General features: G+C 61.3%; 22 protein-coding genes and 1 tRNA gene. 11 read left to right on the top strand and 12 right to left on the bottom strand.

The annotated features are described in order from the left end of the window. Window positions 1–98: 98 nt before the first annotated feature. Both UU7_RS07560 and UU7_RS07555 read left to right on the top strand, forming a co-directional pair. On the top strand, window positions 99–782 hold the full coding sequence (locus UU7_RS07560) for a MerR family transcriptional regulator (RefSeq protein WP_007806977.1): 684 nt from the start codon (window positions 99–101) through the stop codon (window positions 780–782). Then, on the top strand, window positions 779–1,192 hold the full coding sequence (locus UU7_RS07555; protein WP_007806975.1) for a DUF5615 family PIN-like protein: 414 nt from the start codon (window positions 779–781) through the stop codon (window positions 1,190–1,192). The genes UU7_RS07560 and UU7_RS07555 overlap by 4 nt, the downstream gene beginning before the upstream one ends. Before the next feature lie 53 nt (window positions 1,193–1,245). Here UU7_RS07555 and UU7_RS07550 read toward each other — a convergent pair whose 3' ends face one another. From UU7_RS07550 to UU7_RS07510, 10 genes are all read right to left on the bottom strand, one after another. Continuing rightward, the gene (locus UU7_RS07550; RefSeq protein ID WP_007806973.1) at window positions 1,246–3,012 is read right to left on the bottom strand and encodes an ATP-binding protein; all 1,767 of its coding nucleotides are present in this window, start codon (window positions 3,010–3,012) and stop codon (window positions 1,246–1,248) included. Next, entirely contained in the window at window positions 3,009–4,052 is a 1,044-nt protein-coding gene (locus UU7_RS17640) for an SIR2 family protein (protein WP_083845958.1), read from the bottom strand. Before UU7_RS17640 ends, UU7_RS07550 begins: the two co-directional genes overlap by 4 nt. A gap of 74 nt (window positions 4,053–4,126) precedes the next feature. Then, window positions 4,127–4,708: a GIY-YIG nuclease family protein gene (locus tag UU7_RS18290; RefSeq protein ID WP_157582006.1), complete on the bottom strand. Its 582-nt coding sequence runs from the start codon at window positions 4,706–4,708 to the stop codon at window positions 4,127–4,129. Window positions 4,709–4,720: 12 nt separating this feature from the next. After that, entirely contained in the window at window positions 4,721–7,567 is a 2,847-nt protein-coding gene (locus UU7_RS07540) for a site-specific DNA-methyltransferase (RefSeq protein WP_007806969.1), read from the bottom strand. Then, on the bottom strand, window positions 7,567–9,429 hold the full coding sequence (locus UU7_RS07535) for a GmrSD restriction endonuclease domain-containing protein (RefSeq protein ID WP_007806967.1): 1,863 nt from the start codon (window positions 9,427–9,429) through the stop codon (window positions 7,567–7,569). The genes UU7_RS07540 and UU7_RS07535 overlap by 1 nt, the downstream gene beginning before the upstream one ends. Further along, the gene (locus UU7_RS07530; RefSeq protein WP_007806965.1) at window positions 9,422–12,523 is read right to left on the bottom strand and encodes a BPTD_3080 family restriction endonuclease; all 3,102 of its coding nucleotides are present in this window, start codon (window positions 12,521–12,523) and stop codon (window positions 9,422–9,424) included. The genes UU7_RS07535 and UU7_RS07530 overlap by 8 nt, the downstream gene beginning before the upstream one ends. Window positions 12,524–12,722: 199 nt before the next feature. Then, complete coding sequence (locus tag UU7_RS07525) at window positions 12,723–13,022, bottom strand: type II toxin-antitoxin system RelE/ParE family toxin (RefSeq protein WP_007806962.1); 300 nt, start codon at window positions 13,020–13,022, stop codon at window positions 12,723–12,725. Continuing rightward, on the bottom strand, window positions 13,019–13,294 hold the full coding sequence (locus UU7_RS07520; protein ID WP_040673057.1) for a YlcI/YnfO family protein: 276 nt from the start codon (window positions 13,292–13,294) through the stop codon (window positions 13,019–13,021). Before UU7_RS07520 ends, UU7_RS07525 begins: the two co-directional genes overlap by 4 nt. A 70-nt stretch (window positions 13,295–13,364) precedes the next feature. Further along, window positions 13,365–14,588: a tyrosine-type recombinase/integrase gene (locus UU7_RS07515; protein ID WP_040673055.1), complete on the bottom strand. Its 1,224-nt coding sequence runs from the start codon at window positions 14,586–14,588 to the stop codon at window positions 13,365–13,367. Window positions 14,589–14,761: 173 nt separating this feature from the next. Then, a tRNA-Met gene (locus UU7_RS07510) sits at window positions 14,762–14,838 on the bottom strand. Window positions 14,839–15,017: 179 nt separating this feature from the next. Here UU7_RS07510 and UU7_RS07505 point away from each other — a divergent pair. The 9 genes from UU7_RS07505 to UU7_RS07465 all read left to right on the top strand — a co-directional run bounded on the left by UU7_RS07505 (window position 15,018) and on the right by UU7_RS07465 (window position 20,847). Beyond that, window positions 15,018–15,575, top strand: coding sequence for an RNA pyrophosphohydrolase (locus UU7_RS07505; protein ID WP_007806954.1), 558 nt, complete (start codon window positions 15,018–15,020; stop codon window positions 15,573–15,575). Between the two features lie 101 nt (window positions 15,576–15,676). Next, on the top strand, window positions 15,677–15,862 hold the full coding sequence (locus UU7_RS07500; RefSeq protein WP_007806952.1) for a (2Fe-2S)-binding protein: 186 nt from the start codon (window positions 15,677–15,679) through the stop codon (window positions 15,860–15,862). Between the two features lie 132 nt (window positions 15,863–15,994). Next, window positions 15,995–16,465 carry a bacterioferritin gene (bfr, locus tag UU7_RS07495; protein ID WP_007806950.1) on the top strand — a complete coding sequence of 157 codons (471 nt, stop codon included), beginning with the start codon at window positions 15,995–15,997 and terminating at the stop codon, window positions 16,463–16,465. 101 nt (window positions 16,466–16,566) lie between these two features. Next, entirely contained in the window at window positions 16,567–17,322 is a 756-nt protein-coding gene (locus tag UU7_RS07490; protein WP_007806948.1) for a DUF6776 family protein, read from the top strand. Continuing rightward, window positions 17,309–17,746, top strand: coding sequence for a bactofilin family protein (locus UU7_RS07485; protein WP_007806946.1), 438 nt, complete (start codon window positions 17,309–17,311; stop codon window positions 17,744–17,746). Before UU7_RS07490 ends, UU7_RS07485 begins: the two co-directional genes overlap by 14 nt. 46 nt (window positions 17,747–17,792) lie before the next feature. Beyond that, entirely contained in the window at window positions 17,793–18,161 is a 369-nt protein-coding gene (gene erpA / locus UU7_RS07480) for an iron-sulfur cluster insertion protein ErpA (protein WP_007806944.1), read from the top strand. Between the two features lie 10 nt (window positions 18,162–18,171). Beyond that, entirely contained in the window at window positions 18,172–19,146 is a 975-nt protein-coding gene (gene nudC, locus UU7_RS07475; RefSeq protein WP_007806942.1) for an NAD(+) diphosphatase, read from the top strand. Between the two features lie 66 nt (window positions 19,147–19,212). Further along, complete coding sequence (locus tag UU7_RS17635; RefSeq protein ID WP_083845957.1) at window positions 19,213–19,905, top strand: hypothetical protein; 693 nt, start codon at window positions 19,213–19,215, stop codon at window positions 19,903–19,905. A 72-nt stretch (window positions 19,906–19,977) separates the two neighbouring features. Next, window positions 19,978–20,847, top strand: a complete 870-nt coding sequence (locus UU7_RS07465; protein WP_007806938.1) for a regulatory signaling modulator protein AmpE — start codon at window positions 19,978–19,980, stop codon at window positions 20,845–20,847. Window positions 20,848–20,856: 9 nt separating this feature from the next. Here UU7_RS07465 and UU7_RS07460 read toward each other — a convergent pair whose 3' ends face one another. After that, on the bottom strand, window positions 20,857–22,731 hold the full coding sequence (locus UU7_RS07460; RefSeq protein ID WP_007806936.1) for an MFS transporter: 1,875 nt from the start codon (window positions 22,729–22,731) through the stop codon (window positions 20,857–20,859). Window positions 22,732–22,924: 193 nt separating this feature from the next. After that, window positions 22,925–25,221 (bottom strand): TonB-dependent receptor (locus UU7_RS07455; RefSeq protein ID WP_007806935.1); only part of this gene is annotated, 2,297 nt, incomplete at its 5' end.

Raw genomic sequence — 25,221 nt, 5'->3', positions numbered from 1 at the left:
GGGCCATTGGGCGCCCCCGTCTTGGGCAACGCCTGTCGATCCTGACATAATAGAGGGGCGGTTTCTCCACGCCATTATTCCCGACGGAGACCTGTCCAATGCAACTCACCGGCCTTGGCCTCTACACCATCCCCGAAGCTGCCCGGCTTGCCGGTGTGCAGCCCGTGGAGTTGCGCCGGTGGCTGCGGGGATACAACAGCGGCAAGGGTGAAGCATTGCGGCATCATCCGCCGCTGTGGTCGTCCGAGATATCCGGTGCGGATGTCGACGGATTAAGCTTCCACGACCTGCTGGAGATCCGTTTCGTCAAGGCGTTTCGTGAGCTCGGCATAAGTCTCCAGACGATTCGCATCGCCGCCATCAATGCCCGTGAAATCCTCGAAAGCACGTATCCATTCACCTGCAAAAGCTTCCAAACCGACGGTAAGACCATCTTTGCCGAGGCCATGCGCGAAAGCGGCGAACTCGATCTGCTCGATCTGCGTCGTCGGCAGTACGTCTTCACCAAGGTTGTCCAACCGTCCCTGTACGCCGGCATCGAGTTTGGTGCCGACAAACGTGCCGCACGCTGGTATCCCATGGAGCGCAGCAAGGCGGTGGTGCTCGACCCGAACCTGGCGTTCGGCAAGCCAGTGGTCACCGATACCGCGTTGCGCACCGACATTCTCTACGACGCATGGCTGGCGGAAGACAAGGACAAGCAGCGCGTTGCACGCTTGTACGAAGTCCCGGTCAAGGCGATTGAAACCGCCATCCGCTTCGAGCAGCGGCAGGCTGCGTGAAGCTGCTGCTCGACAACAACCTTCCACCAGCGCTTGCTCGCGCGCTACACGAACTGACCATCAGGGAATGGGAAAACCTCCACCAGGTTACCCATCTCCGCGATCGTTTCCCTGCGAACACCTCCGATACGGAGTGGATCGCCACGCTTGCGCTGGAAGATGGGTGGGTCGTGATCACGCATGACCGCCTGAACAAGGGCCTGGAGCGTGAAGCCCTGAAACGTGCTGGCCTGAAAGTGTTTTTCCTTGACCGCGGCTGGAAGGATCACAACTTCTGGGAGAAGGCAGTGCAGCTTGCCCGGTGGTGGCCACGCATCATCGAGCAAGCTGAAGGTATAAGCGGTGGTGCGGCCTTCCAGGTGCCATGGAACTTCAGGGGAAAGGGGCAGTTCGGGCAGATCACGTTGTGACAGATCCGCGTCCAACACCGCCGCTGACCATCCAATCACCGCACTTCATGCATTCAACTCGGCTTGCCGCGAGTCTGGCTACGTAACGACTCCACTGCAAGACTGATCGCGTCGACGTCAGGGGCATGCGTTCCCCACTCCTTCCAGAAGTCGCGCGTTGCGCTGTCAGGCACGATAGCCGGAACATCAAGCCTGATACGAGACGGGAGAAGGACAGCATCCCCCAACATCAGCGCCTCACCAGTGTCGAGTAAAGGCAGAATGCTAGTAAGTCCAGCCAATGAGTCAGGCATAAGACGCTTGATCACATTTTGGTCAGTGTCATTCGTGAGCCGCAACGACAAAAAGTTGTTGCATTGACTCAAAATCGTTTTGCTCACGTCAGACGGCCTCTGGCTGACCACAAGCAAAGAGAAGCCGTACTTGCGCCCCTCCTTTGCAATTCTCTCGAAGGCACCAAGCGCCTGACGCTGTACAGCATCGGCGTCATCATGCACAGGCAGATAGAGGTGCGCCTCGTCACAAAGTAGGGTCACCGGCGTCCGCTTCTCCGCTGCCATCCAGAACTGCACGTCGTAGAGCAACCGCGCGAGCGTACCGGTGACTACCGGCAAAACATCCGAAGGAACCTCGGAGAAGTCGATGATCTTGATGCCTTTGCCACCGTTCGATCCAAGCAGTTTGGCAATCTGTTCGGCGAGCCAGTCGTAGGTATTCGCAGTGCCCGGAGGCGCAAACATGAAGCCATAGCGCCGATCATCGAGCTTGGACTCCATTCTAGAAATGAACCGGGTTAGCTTCCCCTCCCATTCACCAGCCTTCTCTCCCTTACCATCGGCCCGGAGAGCCTTATCCGTGTTGTCCTTGCAAAGAAGTTGCTGCAAGTTCTCCATCGAGTACGGAATCGGCGAATCGACAGTGAAGGTTTTGGCGACGTCTTCCTTACCTTCGGCTTCGAGCGTCTTATGCTTCAGCGCCCGCACATGGGACGTGAACCGCGACGCTTGATTCGGCGCGTTCTGATCACTGCGGTCGAGAATCATCGACAGCATCTCGTCGCGATTCAATAGCCAATAGGGCAAGAACAGCACATCGTCAGACGGAGCTGCCAAGTCGCCAGAGCCCGCGATGCGAAGCCGAGTTGCAAAACCGCCCTTGGCCTCATCAGCCAACGGTGCATATTCCCCGTGCATGTCGAACACCAGGATGTTCGGGTACTTGAGTTGTGCGGCACGCTCAAGAATCAATGCTACCGCATAGCTTTTTCCGGACCCTGTGCTACCCAGAATTGCAGCATGTCTTTGGAAGAATTTGTCACCGCTCGCAATGGCTTCAGCGGTCCGGTCTGCGACGAACACCCCCAGCTTCAATCGTTCATTGGGTGAGTAGTCAGCGCCGAGGATACCCATGAATCGCTGCAGGTTCGCGCCCTCCACGACGTAACACTCCCGATCAATCTGAGGGAAGCTGTCCGCGCCACGCTTGAACGTGTTTTTCTTCTCGCCATCGATGGTCCGGAAGGTGCCGATCAGAGCACCTCGTACCATGTCTGTCGGTACAGCAATCAACGGTAAGTCATCGCCATCGGCCGGCAACTCATCTGATATCGCATCGCCCAAACTACGCGTAACGCGTTCGGTGAAGGCGATCAGAAACTCGCGCTCAGTGCTTCCCTTGATGGCGATCAGGTTACCGATGCCAAGTCGCGTCAGTAGAACGGAGTTGGAAACATCGACAGTCACGCGGCTCGTATCAACGGAGGAAACACGGCCAAGCAGATCGGCCTCAGCGAATTGCAGTGCTGCAGATGTAGCAGTCATGGCTCAAGAACCTCCGTAACGAACGAACCTACGTCCCACATTCCGGTGCACGGAAAGAAGAACTCTTTTTGATCGATGATGACCGTTGTCCCAACAACGCCACCCACCTCGGCATATTCAAGAGCAATGACATTGGCATGCATGAGCGCCAGCTGCCGAGCCACCGTGGACAGGGATCGCGTCAGCATCAACGTGGGCTTGCCTCCCCTGATACACGGAGACAGGTGCGTCTCCAAGTGGCCATCATTGAATCCATAGCCAAGCACCAAGAATCGACTGGCACGATCAATCGCTTCGTTGGCCCGCGAACGATGAAGATCGAATGGGCTCTCATACCCGTTGCGAAATTTGTTACCGCCTGGCGTGATGATCAGTCGAGTCACGTCCAGTAGTTCGCCTGCGTAGAAAACGGGCCGACCATTTCGTGCATACCAATCCAAGCTCCCATGCGGCTTGAAAACGATAGCCCGATGCCTGAACTGTAGCGATGCTACCCGGCGAGGCTTCATTGCAACGCCACGACAAAAACTCATTCGGCTTTCACTCTCGTTGAGCTGCCCAGCAAAGCGCCCAACAAACATCGTATCTACGCCGATACCAGCCTCCTCTGCTGCAATCTCCACCAGTCGGTCATAATTCGTCGTAACGATGGCCAAACCTGTGGAGGGCTTTACCAGATGCGGAAGCAGCCGAGTCAGGCGAAGTTCTCGCGTACCTGCAAAAACCTCGGACACAACCGTGCGCTCGCGTTCCGCAATCAACTTGCCGGCGGCGACCACGATTGCCGACTCGACAGCGGGTGTGGGTTGTGCCGCAAGGAGCGCTCCCTCAAGCCCTTTTGTCGCGATTAGAGCCGAGGCCGACGCCCACGCCATGGCATCACCACCAGTCAATCCGCCCCCGACCCCTGCTTGCAAATAGGTTGCAAGTTCACTCATGCCCGGCAGTCCCTCGGCACAGGAGAGGCCGGATCCGACAATAGTGACCAAGCCGTCACTCAGGTGTTCTTGAAGGCGTACTTTGACGGTGTGCAGATCCATCCGCTTGCCTCAGACTTTGAAGATATTCATGATCTCGTCCCGATGAGATGAATGTCCATGTTTTGCACTCAGCCTCATTTCGCCGAGCGATCGCGCCCGGGTTTGACCAGCATCCACGGATAGACCAATTCCCTCGGCATCGTTCCTGAAAATCGAAACCCCAGGTTCCGGACATGCCAGGGCTTAGTCGGATGGGCTCCCATTCCGGGGAGCGTGTAGGCCTTTCGATCATTCTCATCGGGCCAAAGCGCCCAGATCAGAAGATGCTCTAATTGCTCCAGTGCCTGCCGCGTGCCCCCATCACGCCAGTAGCTGCCAAAATCTACGCTACCCAAGCTCAATGAAGTCTGGCCACGCATGCTCGTCAACCTCTTCGCCACGTGATGATTGACAAAGCGCTTTTTGGCGTCTTTGGTGATACCAACATAAGTGATTCTCGTCTTGGCATTGGCCCGGTGGTGATCTCGCACCAGGCAATAGAGGCAGTTCGTGACGTCTGACTCTGCATCGATAGGCGCAGCTTCCCCGGCGACCCAAATTCTAGGCTTGGTCCAAGTCACCTCGACTTCTTTGAACACAGAGTGATCTTGGCTGGTCCTGATCCCGCGGATCTCACCACCCCAATCGGCACATTTGAATTGTCGCGGGATCGCCACGCTCTTCTTCCTCTAATTAACGCGGAATACCTTCATGACCTCGTCACCGAGGTGGTTGATGACCTTCACTGCGATGCGGCCTGAGGTGGGCTTGGGGAAGGGGCGGGAGGTGTCGCTGTTCAAGGTGGACCAGGCGTCTTCGTTGATTTCGGCTTTCAGCGTCGTCTTCAGCGCCTTGTACGGGTCGTTGGCGCCGAGGAAGTAGGCTTGGCGGACGAAGAAGGATTCTTCGTTGTAGTCGGTGTCGATGAACCAGCAGGCGATGCCGTCGGGGCCGTCGCTGCGGACTTCGCCGGTGTTGGGATGGAAGACGTCGACGCCGTTGACCTTGACCTGGATCTGGTTGTCTTCGACGGCGAGGATGTCGATGTCGGGTTCGCCGAAGATGACGAACAGGTTGCCCTTGCCGGTGTTCTTGAGGTCGTCGGCCATGTGCAGGTCGGCGTTCATGCGGGCCTTGAGCACGGGGATGCGGCCGAGCTTGTCGAAGTCGGAGGAGCGGGCGTCGTAGTTGAAGGCGCAGGTGATCAGCACGTCGAAGTCGGCGTCGCCGGCTTCGCGGGCGGCCTGCACCAGGTCGGGACGCGAGACGGTGCCGAACTCCGGGCCGATGAAAATGGCGGCGCGCTTCTCCGTGCCTGTGTCCGTATCGCCTTCCATGTAGCGGCCTTCGGCGCAGACCAGGTCACCCGGCCAGGGCACCAGGGAGGTGAAGTTGATCTTGTCGTCCTTGTGCGCCTGCTGCACACCGGCGGTCTTCAGGTTTTCCAGGATCATCTGCACGAAGTCGCGCTCTTCGCCGTAGCCGTCGTTGCCTTCGCCGATGCCGTCAATCAGCTCGTCGTTCTCGTCCACGCCCAGCACGCGGTGCGGCGACAGGCTTTCGACGGTGAACGGGCCGGCCACGCGGACTTTCTTCTTGTCCTCGTAGGGTTTGTCGTAGAGGTATTCGTTGTCGGCTTTGGCGGCGATGGAGGCGTCGATCTCGCGCTGGCGGGCGATGCGCTGTTGCCACCAGTTGGCGTGCAGCTTTTTCGCGGCATCCGACCATTTGGTATCGGCCTCGCGCGGGATTTCCCACTCCTGCCAGTGCTTGCTGAGCGTCTTGTTCAATGCTTCGCGCAGCGGTTCCAGCGTCTGCTGGAACTCTTCCCAAATCACGTCAATTTGGGTGTTGTTGGCGATGGATTTCAGCGTGATGTGCGGCACGCGCTCGTAGACGAAACCGTGCGCGATGTTGCCTCGGGTTGCCGTGCTGGACGGCGCGCTGCGGGTGAGCTCCGCTTCCTTGAGCTGGCCCTCTCGCGAGTCGACCAGCAGATAGAACGGATAGCGTGCGCCCATGATGCGGGCGCGAGCCAATGCCAACGCCACGCGCGAGGTGTCGATGGTGATCCAGCGACGGCCCCATTGTTCGGCGACGTAGGCGGTGGTGCCAGAACCACAAGTAGGATCGAGGACGAGGTCACCTGGATCGGTAGCCATCAGGAGACAACGCTGAATGACCTTGGATGTTGTTTGAACGACGTACGTCTTGTTCTGTTCAGCAGTACCCATTGTGTCGCTCCACAAATTCGGGATGGCGACAGCTGCAAAATCGTCAAAGAAGATCTTGTAGTTAACGAACTCCTTTGTCTTCAACAATCGGTCCGACTTCGACAAGCGTTGCATGCCTGTCGCGCTTGTCTTCCAGCCCCCCTTACGTGGTCGCAGCTGGTGGCCATTTAGGTCAAATTCGAAAAGTGTGGAAGCACTAGCTGTTTCCGAAGTCAGCGGTCCGGCTAGAAAAACACGTTCGTCCGTCGCTAGCGGAAGCTCACCGTTGGCCTCCTTGGCTTTCAAGGGACGAATCTGTCCAGAAATGGATTGCACTGACCGATATCTTGCACCCGCTCCTTCACGGAGATCCTTCTCGTAGAAAGCTGGGCGGTACTTCGTCTTTGAGATGTCATGCCCGAACCAAAGGATGTAGTCGGATATGTTGTCGACGAACTCCTGCCCCATCCCGCCACTTTTCTTTGTGGTGATGAGACTAATAAAATTCTTGTCCCCAAATACCTCATCCATCACCGCCCTTACCCGGTGCACATTCTCATCCCCGATCTGCACAAAGATTGACCCGGACTCGGTCAGCAGATCGCGCGCCACCATCAGGCGATCGCGCAGATACGTCAGATACGAATGGATGCCGTCGCGCCACGTATCGCGAAACGCCTTGACCTGTTCCGGCTCGCGCGTAATGTGGTCGGTGTTGCCGTCCTTGACGTCCCGGCTGGTGGTGGACCACTGGAAGTTGGAGTTGAATTTGATGCCGTAGGGCGGATCGAAGTAGATGCACTGCACCTTGCCGCGCAAGCCCTCGCGCTCGGCCAGTGACGCCATCACCTGCAGACTGTCGCCCAGGATCATGCGGTTGGCCCAGTGCGCGTCGTGCTGGTAGAACTCGGTCTTGGCGTTGTCGCTGGGCAGACCATTGAAGTCGGCGAACAGGTCGGCCATGTTGCCGGCCTGCGTCTGCGCCGCCGCTTCTTCCCTGCGCTCGGTTTCGCGGCGCAGGTCGTCGATCAGCACCTTGGGGTGCACCTTCTCCTGGATGTACAACGGCGGCGCGTTGACCACAAGATCGGACCAGTCCTGCTGGTCCTTGCCACGCCAGACCAGCTGCGGATCCAGGTCGCGGTTGCGCTGTGCCTTCTCCTCGTCCAGTCCGTTGCCGCCGCGTGGATAGGACACGCGTACCGGCGCGCTGTCCTCCTTCTGCATGAGCGACTGATATTCGGCAGTGGGGATGTTCTTGCGCGTTGCTTCGTCGTGCTTGAGCGCTTCGACGGTGAGCGGAGTTTTGGATTTCTTGGCCATCAGGCGGCTTCCAGCTCTTCGTCGGCTTCCATCGAGTCATCTTCTTGCTCGACTTCATTGGTGCCGGCTTCCACCACCACGGGCTTCTGCATTGCACCCGCTACCAGTTCAGCCAAAGCGTTGCTGCGGGCTTCGTAGAACGCCTTAAAGTCGTCCGCGCGCAGGTGCGCCGGCTCGATGAGATGCGTACGCAAAATGGCATCAAGGTCGTCGGAAGAAATGCCCTGCTTGTCTTCGATGCGCTTAAGGTAGACGGAGGGCGCATCGCCGCTCACCGAAATATTGGAAAGCTTAGACAGCGGCGTCTTGTTGATGATGGCGTCGAACACGCCTTTCTCGATGCCTTGCTTCTTGCACCATGCTTGTGGAAACACGTGATGGATGTCGATATCGTCGTTGAAGAAGGTCATCAGGTCAGTCGGGCGCCCGGTAATGAAGTCGCGACAGCCCCCTTTCATCAGCAGGGCATGCAGACCCTTGTAGGCTGCGGATTGCCGTGAACGGAGCGAGCGCAGCCTGACCGCCTGGAAGACTGCCTCATCGAGGGTGCGTGGGCGGGATACCGGATTTTTTATCCAGTCGACCACTTCGGGAACGTCACGGGCCAACCGGGATTCCGTGCTGGACCCAAACAGTTCGCCCAGCGTGACAGACCAGAACCATTGGGCAAGCTGCTGCTTGGCTTTGGCTGTCTGCGCGTCTTTGCCGAGGATCGCAAAGATCGCTGCTAGCCCGACGACCAGTGGCGGATAGGAGATGTCTTTGTGCCAGATGATCTTCAGCTCATTGAGGAACCCGCCTGCCTCGATGAAGCCCGACTCCACCGCATCGGCATGCTTCTGGTAGGCGTGCAGCGGTAGCCCCAGTAGCGCGTCGCGCTTGCAGGAGATCTGCGGGAGATCACCATCCTTGGCACCTTCGGCTGCCTTTTGGAGTCGCAGGTCGCGCGTATGCAAGAGCGTGCAGGCCTGCAGAAAGTCTGTATTGGCTATCTGGGTGAGCACATCTCGCGGGTTCGGTGCACCGATCATGCGGGAATGGCGACCAGCTTTTGCGGGCTTTTTTGTGCCGTTCCAGTCCTCTCGGAGGTCGAACTTTTCGGCCGCGTAGATGGCGGTGACCAGTTCGAACGCGTCCAGCTTCTTGCCGCCTACGTTGACCTTTTCGAACACGACGCAGATTGCTTCCCGCTTGTTGTTGCGATCGAGGCGGATGATCGGCATTTTGTAGCGTTCGATGGAATCGACGATGGTGCGCACGAAGTCACGATCGAGCTCGGTGATGTCGCGGCCTTTGGCCCGCCAGAAGTCTCGCCAGTCGTAGAACCAGTCACGACTGTCAAAGACCTGATTTAGCGGAAAGAGATCGAGTTCGAATTCGCGATCCCGAGTAGAGACGTCCAGATCAATGGTTTTGCCGAAATTCGTGCGGACGATCCTGTCGGCAGGCACGCCTATGATGGCATCCTCCAGACTGCCCTTGCTGGCAGCCGCCTTTTTGATATCGATGTAGTACAGGCGCTCCACCAGCTTCTTGTGCACGTTCCGGGTGCGAACTGGCGCTTTGGCGAACGCTGCCTGGAAAAGAGACGTCATGCGCTGCTGGCCGTCGAGCAGTAGCTCGGTTGGGCGTACATCCCTGACCTCCACGCCTTCAAGGACGCGAGGTTTGAATTCGACCTCACCGCCGGTCTCAAGCGTCAATAGCGCTCCCACGGGAAATCCCTTGGCAATTGACGCGATCAGACTGCGCACGTCTTCATCACCCCAGACGTAGTCCCGCTGGAAATCGGGAAGCTGCAGTTTCCCTTCATTGACCTTGCGCAGGATGTCTTTCAAGTCTTCCTTGGTGGTGTCAAACATTTGCTGGCGCCTCTTGTACTGCGCCGGATGCGACGCTGTTGATCATTTTTTTGAATTCCGCCTCGACTTTCTTGGCGAAGTCGTCCTGGATCTGGAACACGTCAGTGAACTCGGCAAACGCCCAGCGGCCATACGCGCCCAAGTTGTTCACGCCAGGCACCCAGTAGGTGTCCATGGTGGACTTCTTTTCCTTGGCGTCTTCGCCGCGGTAACCCTTGATCTCGACGACTAGATGTAGCGGGTTGTCGGGACCATGACCATCATCGACGTGGATGATGAAATCGGGACGATAGATCCGGGTTTCGGAGGCGTAGCGGTATGGCACATCGAAGCCGAGGTTGTGGTTCTTGACGTAAGCCAGCACCTTGGGATGCGCCTCGGCAACGCGGCAGAATTCGCTTTCCCAATCGCTGTCGAGGATGACCCAGTTGAGCTGACACTTCGGCGGCGGCCCGACGGTCTCCCAGCGATCTGTCTTCGATGTGTTGAAGTTGACGTGGACGGTGGAGCCGGCGGGGTTGTATGGGTCGAGGATGGCCTTGACCGCGCGCCCCTTCTTGATTTCGTCGGCTGTGATGGCCTTAGTAATTCGTTCGCACGCGATGTCGGCCAGCGCCTGGTACATCAGCAGGCCGGGATAAGTGTCGCCCTTGCATACAAGGCAGGTATCGAGCCAATCCTTGGTGATGCGCTTGAGCTGACCGAACAGGTGCAACTTGGGCTGCTCGCCCGAGTCACGCCACTTGGTGGTGAGCAGACGTTGGGTAATGTTGAACAGCAAGGTGGATCGACGCATGTCGCGGATGTGATCCAGGCTCAGATCCACAGTCTCGCCGATGATGCCTGCGTTCTTGGTTTTGGACGGCCCGACGATGGCTGGCGTGAGTTCAAAGACCGAATCTTCGTTGAAGTTGGCGGTTAGACGCTCTTCCGGCAGCTCAACGCGGTAACCGGCCACGCGCGGGAAACGTATCTCCAGCGCGTCGCGCTCGGGTCGCACGGCTTTGACGTGGATGGTTTCACGAGGTGGCTGTGGCGGCGCAACGACCGGCTTGGCAGTGAAATCAAACGGGATGCCGAGCACGTCTGCGTACTCGACGTTGAACAAACCTTCTTCATTGAGATCGTAGGACTGTCGGCGCAGCGCACGGCCGATGACCTGTTCACATAGCAGCTGAGTTCCGAATGCGCGTACACCGAGCACATGGGTGACGGTGTTCGCATCCCACCCTTCGGTAAGCATGGACACGGAGACTACACAGCGAATCGACTCGCCCAGCGAGCCTGGCTTGCCGACTGTGTTCATGACCTCGCGCAGGAGCGTGGCGTCGTCGATGTCTTTGCCCGCACGTAGATCGTTGGCCAAGGCGCCGCCACGTTCGAGCGCCTCGCGCTTGAACAGCTCGATCTCGGGACCGGCCATTTCGCGGAAACCCTTGTCGAGCGCATCGCCGGATTCGAGCTGCTCGCTGTCGATCAGCAAGGTGTTGGGCCGCGGCAGCGGATTGTCGTGCTCGTCGAAGTTGCGGAACAGCTCCAGGCGACCGTTGACGACGTTGGACGTGCCATCCTCGTTATCGCGGACGAAGCCCGAGATGTAGTCGTAGACCAGCTTGGACGTGGCGGTGTTGTTGCACACCACGATAAAGCACGGCGGCACCTTGATGCCGGAGGCCTTCCAGAGCACGTAGGTTTTCTCGTAATGCCCGTACAGTGCCTGCAGTGCAGTCTGCAGCTCCACTGGAATGCTGAGTGGGTCGAGCGTAGCGTTCTTGCCGCGGCCCTTCTTGGGCATCTTCTTGCCGATGTGCTCCCACAACTTGCGGAACATCGGCATTTCGTCGCCGGGGATGTTCTCGGCCACGGGCACGCGCGGCAGTTTGACGATGCCGCATTCGATCGCGTCCATCAGCGAGAAGTCACTCATGGTCCACGGGAACAGCGTGCCCTCGGCGTAGCCGGAGCCGCTGAGGAAGAACGGCGTGGCGGAAAGATCCATCACTCGTGCCACGCCGAGTTTGCGGTTCACCGCCTCAAGGCCTGATATCCAAAGGCGAGCGGCCTCCGCGTTCTTCTCGGCTTCCTTCCGGTCATCGCCCTTCAGGTCTTCGTCTTCGTCGCTGCCTGGTTTCTCGCGATAGCAATGATGCGCTTCGTCATTGATGACGAGAATATTCTTCAAGCCCATCAGTTCGGGCATCACCCGCTGCAGCATCTGACCTTCGGTTTCGAGCGTCTCCAGCGGCGCGCCATTACGTCCCTGCAGCAGCAGCCGACCGCCCTTGGACAGTTCAATGCGTTCGCGCAACTTGAAGGCGTGGTAGTTGGTGATGACGATCTTGGCCTTGCCCAGATCTTCCAGCATGTCGCTGGGCACCAGCTCGCGGCTGGCGTAGTAGCTGTCCGGGTCGTTCGGCAGCAGCACGCGCAGGCGATCGCGGATGGTGATGCCGGGGGCGACCACCAGGAAGCCACGGCTGAAGCGCTTGCTGGTCGGACGGCGGACGGCATTGACGGTTTGCCATGCAATCAGCATAGCCATGACGGTGGTCTTGCCGGCGCCGGTCGCCAGCTTCAGTGCCAGCCGCATCAACTCCGGGTTGGCGTCGTTGTTGGCATTGGCGAGGTGTTCAAGGATGCCCTGGCCGGCCTTGCCGATGTGCGGGGCGACTTCACTCAGCCAGATGGCTGTTTCCACCGCCTCGACCTGGCAGAAGAACGGTCGTATGCCGCCGAACGGGTGATGACGCCAATGCTGCAACAGGCGAGCGGTTTCGGGAGTGACATGCCAATCGGCAGGATTCGGCAGCTGGCGCCAGCGATCTACTTGCTGACGCACCGTATTGATGACAGTGGTGTGGTCGTAGCGTTGGGCTTCGGTCGAAAGCCCCTTGCCCTCGTCGAATACCAGGTCGCCTTGCTCGGCCTTACCTTTACGCTTGCGGGGTTTCGGTATCGGGGTGAAGAACTCTGCCGTGCGGCGACTGGCCTGCACACGCTGCGTTGGCTGGCCGCTCTCGTCGAGCTCCCAATGCCGTGCTGGGTAGTCATACGGCGAGTTGAGAATCGGCTTCTCAAAGAACTGGCTTTCCATACTTCCCCTGTTTCCGCTTGCAATCTGGCGTTAGACCCGCACGCCTCGACTGTCCACTGTATGGCGATGCGTTCTGATGGGCAACGAATGATGCTCTCGGCAGGAGTTTGGGTGGAATGATCGCTAGCCCTTCGTCCTGCAAATTGGTCATGACGAAGTCGCACACTAAGCGACTGGCAAGCTTCGAAGGACTACTTGTTCAGTGATAGTCGTCTTCGCGCTGGTGACGAATGGCAAGGATGGTCACCGTTTGATCCCCCTCGATCTCGTACAGCGCCACGTAGCCGGAGGTGCCGAACGAAACCAGCAGTTCGCGCAGGAAGGGATTGTCAGGATCGGCCTTGCGGCACGTGAAGGGGAATGACTGAAGCAGCTCCAAGCTTTGCTCGATGACCTCCATCGCCCGCTGCGCCGCTTCTATGTCCTGCTCCAGCAGGAACCCGTAAAGCCGCAGCAGATCGTCGCGGGCCGCCCGCGTGTAACGGACGTGCCAGTTCAACGCTTGGCCTTGCCGCTCGATGACTTCGTCAGCATGCCGCGCAACTCGGCATGCACCGATGCGGCCTCGAAGTATTCACCTGTCCGTCGTGCCTCGTCGCGGGAAGCCAAGCCACGCGCCAAGAACTCGTGCTGCAGCTGGCGACGGGTCACCTGATCGCGCAGTGATTGCTCCATAAAGCTGGACAGGCTCTCGCCTTCGCGCAGGACGGCTTCGGCCGCCTGACGCAACTCTGGGTCGACTCGAAGCGAAGGAATGGAAGCGGATTTCACGGGCGCACCTCATGCGTTGCATTTGCAATGCAAGGTTAGCACGAAGCTCGCACAGTCCGCCCACCCCTGCCTATCGGGGATCGCCTCCCACCTTTAGCAAGTCCAGGTAATCCGCCCAAGCCTGCATGACCTTTCGACGCTCAGGCAGATGCTGGGCTTTGTTGTACACACCAACGATTCCGGGCTCCTTGTGGGACAGCTGACGTTCCAGGGCTTCAGGATTCCACCCCAACTCCCCCAACAACGTTCGCGCCATGTGGCGGAACCCGTGGCCCGTAATGATGCCCTTGTAACCAATACGAGCCAGCGCCGCGTTTACTGCGCCATCTGACATATGTCGCTTCGGATCGCGGGCCCCCGGAAACAGATAGCGCCCATGGCCCGTCAACTGGCGCAGTTCGCGAAGTATCTCCAGCGCCTGTCGACTCAAAGGCACGATATGCGGCGGCGTAGCGGGATTTTCCTTGGCCGCCTTCTTCAGCTTTCGATTCATAGGCGGCACCGTGTAAGACGGGTGCTCGCCATCCAGGTCAAAGTGCGTCCACTCCGCCATGCGTATCTCGCCAGGCCGACAGAACCACAAGGGTGCCAATCTCAGAGCGCACTGCACGGGGAGAGTGCCCGTGAAGCCATCGATGGCACGCATCAACTCTCCCACGCGTTTCGGGTCGGTGATCGTTGGATGGTTCTGAGGATTACGGCTGGGCAAGGTATCGCGCAGATCGGCGGCAGGGTCGCGACTGGCCCGTTCAGTGGCTACGGCAAATCGAAACACGCGACTTAGTTGATGCCGGAGGCGATGAGCCTGCTCGATATGCCCCTGCTTGACCAGGTAGGCGAACAACGGGCGAATCTCTGCCACTCCTATATCAGAGACCGGCAGGCCACCAATCCTGGGGAAGGCGTGATTTTCCAATCGGCCGCACTCCTTCAAGAACTGGCCGGCTGTCCATTCAGGTTTCTTCACCGCCAACCACTCGCGAGCGACCGCTTCGAAACTGTTGGCTGCGCGATCGGCACCGGCAGCCTTTTCGGCCTTGCGTTGGACGCCTGGATCTACGCCCTGCGCAAGCAGTTTGCGTGAGGCATCGCGCTTCTCGCGTGCATCGGCCAGTCCGGTGTCGGGATACGTGCCTAGCGACAGCCGCTTCTCCTTGCCCCCAAAGCGGTACTTAAGTCGCCACCACTTGCCCCCAGATGGAGCAACCTCCAGGTACAAGCCTCCACCGTCGAACAGCCGCTGGGGCTTATCGGTGGGCTTGGCCTTACGGATGTTGACATCGGAAAGCGCCATGGGGGCAACTCACTACAGGCAACGGTACCTGCCCCCAATGTTGCCCCTTGTTGCCCCCGGATTACAATAGACGTGATCGGACACGACTGGACGGTGTAAAGACGCCAAACCCTTGCTGCAGCTGGGTTGCCGAGGCGGTATTGGACGGGAATGGTCAGGAATGGACACTGATTTGGTGGCTATGGGTGGACTCGAACCACCGACCCCAGCATTATGAGTGCTGTGCTCTAACCAGCTGAGCTACATAGCCTTGAGGAATTCCGCCGGGCTGGATCTGAACGATCACGGGCGGGGCGCGGAAGTGTAGTGGGCCGGCGGCGAAGGTTCAAGCCTGCGGCTTGCCGCTGCTTTGCGGGCTGTGGTTGAATCGGCTTCAGGAACTCGGCGTGGCGTGCAGGAAGACTGCGTCGTTCGGCTCCAGGAGGCGACATGATTGATGTAGATGGCTACCGTCCGAATGTCGGCATCGTACTGTTGAATGCAGACGGGCAGTTGTTCTGGGCGCGCCGGGTCAATCGTGACGGCTGGCAGTTTCCCCAAGGCGGCATGCGCTCGGACGAGACGCCGCTGGAGGCGATGTACCGCGAACTCGAAGAGGAAACCGGGCTGGCGGCGCATCACGTGGAGGTGATCACCGCCACCCACGGCTGGCTGAAGTATCGCCTGCCGAGTCGCTACGTGCGGCACCACCAGCGGCCGACCTGCATCGGCCAGAAGCAGGTGTGGTTCCTTCTGAAGCTGGTCGGCGGCGAAGAAGCGTTGAAGCTGGATGCCTGCGAAAAGCCGGAGTTCGACATCTGGCGCTGGGTGGATTTCTGGTATCCCGCGGCGCACGTGGTGAACTTCAAGCGCGATGTGTACGCGCGAGCATTGCGGCATTTCGCGCCGCTGGTGGAGGACTTGTTCAGCGTGCAACTGGGCACCCTGCCCCCACGCGACGAGCCCGACGCGCCCTCCAGGCCGCAGGGCGGCCGCGCCGTGGCCTGAACCGCGTGACTGAACGCCCGGCTTGCTGCCAGGCAACCGGTGACCGCCACTTGTTGACAATCGTTCGCATTCGCGTTCTCATACGCGTCATGTATATCTGCATGTGCAACGCCGTCACCGATCACGATATCCGCCGCGAGGCGGCTGCCGGCGTACAAACGTTCGCCGAGTTGCAGGCGCGTACCGGCTGCTCGGACTGCTGCGGCTGCTGCGATGCCGAGGCACGTGCCACGTTCGACCAGGCGCGCTCGCAGGTGATCTGCCAGTTGCCGCTCGTCACGGCCTGATTCCCCTCCGTTTCATGCGCAACCCGGCCGGAGTTTGCTCCGCATGCCGGGCAAAGGCGTTCCATTCTCATTCCGTCGCCGCCGGCACGGAGTTTGTATAGTGGGGATTGATTTTCACGAGGAGGGGAAGCCATGAAAGGTGATGCAAAGGTCATCGAATTCCTCAACAAGGTGCTCTACAACGAGCTGACCGCGATCAACCAGTACTTCCTGCATTACCGCATGCTCAAGGACTGGGGTTACGGCGAGCTCGCTGCGCATGAATACAAGGAGTCGATCGAGGAGATGAAGCACGCCGATCACCTGATCGAGCGCATCCTGTTCCTCGATGGTCTGCCTAACCTGCAACACCTGGGCAAGCTGCGCATCGGCGAGAACGCGATCGAGTCGATGCAGGGCGACCTGGACCTGGAACTGGCGGCAGTGAAGGACTTGCGCGAGGCCATCGCCTACAGCGAAGGCATCGCCGACTACATCAGCCGCGACTTGTTCAAGGACATCCTGCACGACGAGGAAGAACACATCGACTGGCTGGAGACCCAATTCAGCCTGATCAGGGACATCGGCGCGGAACGCTATCTGCAGAACAAGATGGGCAGCTGAGGTTCGTCACGGCGAACGAGCCGCCGCCCGATTCGTGCAGCCGTTCCTTGACGCTTTCATCACGCCGGGGCTATACCTTCGGTTTTCCCCGGAACAGCCGCATGGGTTCACGACCGCCACCACGTTTCGTCGTGCGCCGCCACGACGATACCGGCCATCGCCGACGCTGGTGGTGGCTGGGTCTGGGCTGGTTGGCCAGCCTGTTGGTGGTCGGCCTTGTCGTTGCCGCATTCGGCCGGCACGCCAACGCACCGACTGTGGTGGACAACCGGCAACAACGTGCCCTGCTCGGCCAGATCGACGATCTGAAGCAGCAGTTGGCCAACCTGCAACGCTCGGCCCAGGTCAACGAAGTGGCCACGCGTTCGCTGCGGGGCACGCTGGCCCAGCGCGAAGAAGAACTCAACGGCCTGCGCGCCGACCTCGGCTTCTACTCGCGACTGGTCGGCGGCGATGCCCAGCGGCAGGGACTGAAGCTGCAGGAAGTGAAGCTGCAGCCGATCGTCGGTTCACGCGGCTGGAACCTCAGCCTCAGCCTGACCCAGAATGCCAAGCGCGGCGACGAGGTTTCCGGCAACGCCCTGGTCAGCGTGGAAGGCCTGCGTGGTGACAAGGTGACACGGCTGGACTGGAGCGCTCTGGGCGACGCCGCACAAAAGGACGGCATGCCGTTCCGCTTCACCTATTTTCAGCAATTGCACGGCACGATCGTGTTGCCGGCGGATTTCCGCCCGACACGACTGCGCATCAGCGTGAAGCCCGCCGACGGGGAAACGGTGAACCGCGCCGTCGCCTGGGGCGACGCGCTGAGTGGCAACATCACGACCGCACAAGGGGATCACGATGCTCAACCGTAGACGCAGCGACCGCAACGATCGCAACAGCAGCAACAACGAGACCAGCCTGATTGCGCGTGGCACGTCGATCCGCGGCGACGTGCGCTTCAGTGGCGCACTGCACCTGGACGGGCGCATCGAAGGCAGCGTGGTCGGCGATGGCGAGGACGCCATGTTCACCCTCAGCGAGCACGGCCAGGTGCATGGCGAAATCCACGTGCCGCAGGCGGTGATCAACGGCCACGTGACCGGGGACGTGAACGTCAGCGTGCGGCTGGAACTGGCGCCGCAGGCGCGTATCGATGGCGACCTGCGTTACCACACCCTGGAGATGGCCGCCGGCGCCCAGGTCAACGGACGCATCACGCGCCAGGCCGAGGAAGCCCAGCGCAACCTGCCCGCGCCGGCCCAGGATGCCGGCGTGGACGAGGCAGTGCCCGCCTGACGCGCTATGCTTGCGCAGACCCCGCCACGCCCCCACTTCGAAAGCCATGGAAACCATCGTCTCGATCCCCGACTACCAGAGCAGCGGCACGCCACTGATCTTCACCGCAGCGGCCGCACACAAGGTGCATGAACTGATTGCCGAAGAGGGCAATCCTGCGCTGAAGCTGCGCGTCTACATCTCCGGTGGCGGCTGCTCGGGTTTTCAGTACGGTTTCACCTTCGACGAAGCCCAGGCCGAAGACGATCTGGCGGTAGAGCGCGACGGTGTCACCCTGCTGTGCGATCCGCTGTCGCTGCAGTATCTGGGTGGCGCGCAGATCGACTACGCCGAGAACCTCAGCGGCGCGCAGTTCGTGATCAGCAATCCGAACGCGAAGACCACCTGCGGCTGCGGCTCCTCCTTCTCCGCCTGAGGAGTCACCCATGGATCGGGCCTGGCTTGCCCCCACCAACACCTTCGCCGGGCTCAGCCTGGTGCTCGACCGGGTCGCCGAGTCGCGCGACGAATCGGCGTGGATCGTCGAAAACGCCCGCTCGCCTTCGGCGCGTTACCTGCTGCTGGACGCCGCGGGCGAAGCCTTCCTGCGCCGCGATGGCGACCGCTTGCGCTGGCTCGATGCGGACGAACGCGAGCGGTGGCTGGCAGACACGCGGGCCAGCCTGCTCGGCATGGCGTATGAGCGCCCGCATTTCCTGCTGGTGGCGGACGATCCCGGGCGCATCGAAGAACTGGAGCACGCCCTGGACGCGCGTCGCGCAAGCCTGCGCAGCGCCGGCTTGCGGCTTGATGCCGACGAAGCGGGCCTGTTTGCCTACGCCAAGGGCCTGTCGCACTGGCAGCGCGAGACGCGATTCTGTACCTACTGCGGCGCGGCACTGCTGCTGGTGGCCGCCGGGCACCGTGCGCAATGCACCAATACCGAGTGTGCGCGCCTGCATTTTCCGCGCACCGATGCGGCCGTGATCATGCTGGTCGAGCACGAGGGTGCCTGCCTGCTCGGACGCCAGGCTGGCTGGCCGCCCGGTCGTTACTCCACGCTGGCTGGCTTCGTCGAACCGGGTGAGGCGCTGGAGGATGCGGTTCGCCGCGAAGTCGCCGAGGAAGCCGGCGTGATCGTCGACGAGGTGCGCTACCACTCCTCGCAACCGTGGCCGATGCCTGCCTCGTTGATGGTCGGCTTCATCGCCACGGCGCGTTCACGACACATTGCCCGGCGCGATCACGAACTGGAAGACGCCCGCTGGTTCACGCCGCAACAGATCGTCGACGGCATTTCCGACGGCAGCTTTGTCCCGTCCACGCGGCTGTCGGTGTCCTATCAGTTGCTGACGTACTGGCTGCAATGTCGTGCCGGCCTCGATCTGGCCGCGCTGGTGGAGGCGGCCGCGGCACCTTGAGCCCCCGCCGAGAACTTGGTGACGCGCAGGCGGTCTGATTCGTCGCAGCTCATCACGGAATCGGACATGGCGCATGGAAGCACCCCTCTGCAGGCGCGGAAGACGTCCGTTCTTCGACCTGGCTGGCGGGCGGCGTTCCGGCGCGGAGGCATTCTCGGCCTGGTGATCTCGCTGCATCTTGGCCTGCTGGCGTTGTTGTTCGGGCCGGTCGCGCCGCGCCCGCCCCGCTCACACGCGCAACCCGCAAGCCATGATGCGCTGCGAATCCGGCTGGTGACACGGATGCGCCGACCATCCTCCGCACGTCCGATGCCGGGACGCTCGCGCCAGGCGCGACCGGTCTCGCGACCGCTCGCGCTGGCCCCGACCAGCCCGGTTCGGGCGGCGGACCCGGCTCCAGCGGTTGTGCTGACCGAGCCGTCGCCGGTTGCGCAGGACTACCACTCGCCGATCCTGGAGGGCCATGCAGGCATGGGGTCAGCGCCAACCAGGGTGCGCCTTCCCGGAACGGACATCGCACGCATTCGCGGCCTTTCCCTCGACGACAAGCCAAGCCTGCAGCAGGTGGTGCACAGGATGGCCGGAGCCAGCCGCTGCAAGTACGTCCGCATGAAGATGGAGCACAGCGCCAATCAGTTCATCACCGGCCAGTTGATGGACCGCGCGCTGGAGGCTGATGGTTGTGGCCCGCAGGTTCCGCATGCGGCCGACGACCACACCGTCGAAGCGATCTCGCACCAGGCCATTTTCGGCGATTGAACGCACGACGAGGCACCGAGGCGCCCGGGCGGTCGCATACAATGGCCCCAGTCCCTGCGAAGTTGCTTCCCCATGGCCATTCGTCTGCTTGTCGTCCTGCTCGCCCTTGGCCTGCTGCACCTCGCGCCGCAACTGGCGCGCTGGCGTGGTGACGGCTGGTTTCGCCGCTGGGTAGCCCAGCTGGGTGATACCAGCGGCGCGGCCCGGGTGGCGGTGATCCTGCTGCTGCCCACGGCGCTGTGCGTGCTGGTCGTATGGATGCTGGGATGGTCGCCGCTGGGCGAACTGTTGCGCCTGCTGTTCGCGCTGGCAGCGCTGCTGTATTGCTTCGGTCCGCGCGAATTCGAGGCGGATCTGGAGGCGATCCTGCGCGCCCCGGACGACGCCAGCCGCGAGGCAGCGGCGCAGGCCCTGGCCGACGATGGCAACCCGGTCGCCTGGAACGCTCCCGCGCTCGGCGAGGCCGTGGCCTACGCCGCATTGCGTCGGCGTTTCGCGGTGCTGCTCTGGTTCTTCCTGCTCGGGCCCGTGGGCGCCCTGCTCTACCGGCTGGGGCAGACGCTGGGCCGCGACGACTCGCTGCACCTCGACCCGCCCACCCGGCGCATCGCCGGTCATGTCGCCAATGCGCTGGACTGGCTGCCGGCACAGCTGCTGACTTTCACCCTGGCCGTGGTCGGCCATTGGGATGCCGTGATCGACGCATGGCGCCGCTGGCACAGCCAGGCGGCGCCAACCAGCTGGTACAGCCGCGGCCCCGGCTTTCTGGGCGCTGCAGCCAGGGCCGACGTGGTCATCGACATTGAAGCGGGCGACGGCTATGCCGAGGAACACAGCGATCCGCTGGGCGAGCTGCGGCGGCTACAGGGCGCCCTGTTGCGGGCGTTGCTGGCGTGGTTGAGCGTGGTGGCGCTGGTGGTGATCGGCAGCTGGCTGGGCTGACCGACTCGATCAGGCCAGGTCGCCGCGCAACTCGCGAACCCGCGCCTCCAGTGCCGCGGCGCCGGCGTTCTCCGGCTGCCGTGGCGCATCAACCACCAGTTCCACCCGTGCGCGGAAACGGCGAGGCAGGCGGGAACGGCCCAGCATCGAGTCACTCCGGCTCCATACGCTGCCCCACAGGCCGCGCAGGGCCATCGGCACCACCGGCACGGGCCGCCTGGCGAGAATTTTCTCGACGCCCGCCCGGAACGGCGCTATCGCGCCATCACCGGTGAGTCCACCCTCGGGGAAGATGCAGACCACCTCGCCATTGGCCAGCGCGGCGTCGATCGCATCGTAGGCCTCTTGCAGCACGGCGGGGTCTTCCCGGTGACCGGCGATCGGGATCGCCTTGGCCGTACGGAACACGAAGCTGAGCACGGGGATCCGGAAGATCTTGTAATACATCACGAAACGCATGGGGCGGCGCAGATTGGCCATCAGCAGCAACGGATCCATGAAGCTGACGTGGTTGCACACCAGCAGGACGGGCCCCTCCTCGGGAATCCTTTCACTGCCGTCCACGCGCACCCGGTACAGGGTGTTCACCAGCACCCAGGTGATGAAGCGCATCACGAACTCGGGCACCAGGGTGAAGATGTACCAGGCCACCAGCACGTTGAGCAGCGAGGCCACCAGGAAGATCTGCGACGCCCCGAAGCCCAGCATGCCCAGGCCGAGCCCGAAGCCCGACGCCAGCACGATCAGCAACGCGTTGAGGATGTTGGTGCCGGCGATGATCCGCGACAGCTTCTCGCGCGGGGCGCGCGCCTGCACGTAGGCAAACAGCGGCACCACGTAGAACCCCGCGAACGCGCCGATCAGGGTGAGGTCCAGCGCGACCCGCCAGCTGCCGGCCGAATGCAGGAAGCCCAGCCAATCCAGGCCGCGCACCGTGGCCACGCCATGGCGCGCGAAGTACAGGTCCACACCAAACGCGGTCAGCCCGAACGCGCCCAGCGGAACCAGGCCGATTTCCACGCGGCGACCCGACATGCGCTCGCACAGCAGCGCGCCTGCGCCGGTGCCGATCGAGAACAGGGTCAGCACCAGCGTATTGACCGAGCCATCGCCACCCAGCGTCTCGCGCGTATAGATCGGCAACTGCGCGATCAGGACCGTGCCGAAAAACCAGAACCAGGAAATGCCCAGTATCGCGTTGAACACCGCGCGGTCGGCCCGGGTTATCGCCAGCACGCGGGCCGTTTCGCTGAACATGTTCCAGTTGAACCTCAGCTCCGGCGCGGTCGCCGGCGCCGGCGGAATCCTGCGGCAGACCAGATAGCCTGCCACAGCCACCGCGATGGTCGCGCCCGAGGCCAGCAACGGACCGATACCCGCCACCAGCATCAGCGAGTTGCCGGCGATCATGCCCACCAGCATCGCCATCTGGGTGCCCATCTCGACCAGGCCATTGCCACCGACCAGCTCGTCGCGCTTCAGCGCCTGGGGAAGGATCGCGTACTTGATTGGCCCGAACATGGTCGAGTGCATGCCCATCATGAACAGCACCACCAGCAGCAACGAAGTGTGGTGCGTATAGAAGCCATAGGCGGCCAGCACCATCGCGCCGATCTCGAACAGCTTCACGTAGCGGATGATCCGCGTCTTCTCGTACTTCTCGGCCAGCTGTCCGGCGGTGGCGGAGAACAGGAAGAACGGAATGATGAACAGCGCCGGCGCAAGATTCGTGTAGATCGACGCAGCATGGTCGCTCAGGCCCATCTGGTAGGCCACCAGCATCACCAGCGCGTTGCGAAACGCATTGTCGTTGAAGGCACCCAGCGCCTGGGTCCAGAAGAACGGCGCGAAACGGCGCTTGCCCAGCAATGCGAATTGGCTCATGCGGTTGTCCTAGATGTGTATCGCTTCGCCGCAACTGTCGGGCCACGACGCCTCTCCTGGGCATTATTGCCGCTGGCTGCGGCCAGCGCGACAGCAGCCGTCCATCGTTCGGCATACCTGCCGGACATGAAAAGGCCGCCGGAGTAACCCGGCGGCCTTCTTGCAACTACCACATGTGTATTACTTCAGATCATCAGAAGTCGTACGACGCACCGAAGCGGAAGTAACGACCCGTCTGCATGCTGTACGGACGACCGAAGCTTGCGCTGGTCGAGATCGGATAGGTCTGGGTGATCTTCTGGCTGTCGAACACGTTGTTGACCATCGCGTTGAACGCCAGCTTCTTGCCCGCCCACTCCGGCCGGTACTCCGCGCTCAGGCTGAGCGTGTAGGTCCACGGGTTGCGCGTATCACCCGGCGATGAAGGCACGCCGTTGCAGAAGTGGTAGTACGGACCGTAGCCGAGGCCCGGGTTGGTCTGGGCAGCGCCATAGCGGCCCAGGCAGGTCTTCGGCGAGCCGGACAGGATGGCCAGGTTACCCGACACCATCCACTCCGGTGCGATCTGGTACGAACCGTACGCCTTGATCTGGTGGCGACGATCGTTGGCCAGGGCGCCGTTGGCGTAGTCCATGGTCGCGGCGTAGTCCCAGTCCACCGTTGCCGACACGTCGTTCTGACCGATGTCCGTGCGCACCTGGCCCTCGCTGTTGCCGTAGCTGCGCGAGAACAGGTAGTCGACCTTGCCGTACCACTTGCCGTCGAACGGATGCTCCAAGTACAGATCCAGGCCGTAGTACTTGCGCTTCATCGTGGTGTTGAAGTGGAAGTCGTTCTTCCAGTCCATCTGCACGGTGTAGTAGCCGCCAGCCAGCTTCGGGATGTTGAAGTAGGAGGTGCTGCCCGGATTGATCAAGATGCTCGCCGGCACGCGGGTGGCGTCGTAGCTGTTCGGATCGATGCCCATCGCGTTCATCTTGGCGATGATCGAGATGTTGTCGCCGATGTCGTCAATCGCGTTGCGCAGGTTGCGGTAGGTCGCCTTGGCGCCATAGACCCACGAGTCACCCAGCTTCTTGTCGAAGCCGAAGATGTACTCGTCCTGATATTCCGACTTCAGGTTCGTCGACGCCGAGGTCTTCGGATCGCGGGCCTGGCCGTACTCGCCGTTGGCCGATACCGGGGCACCAGCGCCCAGATAGGTATCGATCGGGGTCAGGCCGGTCGGAATGCCGTTGGCGTCGATGCCGGTGTAGGTGTAGTACTGGCGGGTGTACAGCGAGGTACCGGCCGAGCGCAGCGCCACGCTGGTGGGCAACGCGAGGTAGTAGCGGCCGGCGTTGCCGTAGACCTTGAAGCTGGAATCACCGTTCACGTCCCAGCTAAAGCCCACGCGCGGCGCCCACTGCGGGCTGGTCAGGCGCAGATACGGTTCGCCCACGGCGTTGTAGTTGGTGAACTGGTCATTGCGCAGACCGAGCTTGACCAACCAGCGATCGTTCACCTGCCAGCTGTCCTCGACGTACTGCGCGCGCTGTGCCACGCGAACCGAAGCGTTGTCGTGGTACAGGTACTTGGCGACGTAATAGCCGTCTTCGCCACCTGCGTAGCCGCCTGCACCCGCCACCCACGGCGAGTTATGCCAGTCGGCACCCGGCTGAGCGGTGCCCGGACCGCCCACGATATAGGCATTCGGATCGGTGTCGTCCACCGGCGGGTTGTACTCCCAGGCGTAGCCGAGGCCGCCGTCGGGGAACTTGGTGCCGCCATCGACGTTCTTCTGATCCTGGTTGTCGATACCGGCGGTCAGCGTGTGGTCACCAAGCTTGTAGCTCAGGTCGATGCGCAGGTTCGTGTTGGTCGAGCGATGGCCAGGCAGGGCGATCGTCGATACCGTCTGGCTGTTGGTGATCGTATTGCCGCCGTTGTACAGTGGGTTCTGATCCTGAGCGCCGAACAGGTACGGATAGGTCGGATCGTAGTCGGCGACACTGCTGTACCAGGTGCCCTTCATCTTGCCGTACAGGGCTGTCACGGTCAGGTCATCGGTGATGTAGCTGGTGAACTTGGCCGAATAGACATCCGCACCGTTCTTGGTGTGGGTGTCGTTGCTGTTGAAACCGCCTTCCTTCAGGGTGTCGTAGTCGAAGTCGTTGAAGACGCCCTGGTAGGACGACTTGTTCGACGCACCGGTCAGCTCGAGGATGTTGCTGTCGGTGATGTTCCAGTCCAGCTTGCCGTACCACTTCGGGTTGTCATAGCGGTAGTGGTCGACGAACGGCGCCACGTTCGAACCGGTCGACTCGCCCTGCTGGCGCTCGGCTTCGACAGCCGCGAAGATGAACAACTTGTCCTTGATCAGCGGGCCGCCGACATAGGCGTCCACCGTGGTGGTCCAGGACTTGTTGTTCTTGCGGTACTGGCGCATGGCGCCCCGCGAGCCGTCCTTGTTGACGTAGTACCAGTTGTCCGGATCGGAACGCAGATCCT

Source organism: Rhodanobacter spathiphylli B39 (assembly GCF_000264295.1).
Lineage (GTDB): Bacteria > Pseudomonadota > Gammaproteobacteria > Xanthomonadales > Rhodanobacteraceae > Rhodanobacter > Rhodanobacter spathiphylli.
Note: the sequence above shows the minus strand (reverse complement) of the source record. Positions and strands in the feature narration are given on the sequence as shown.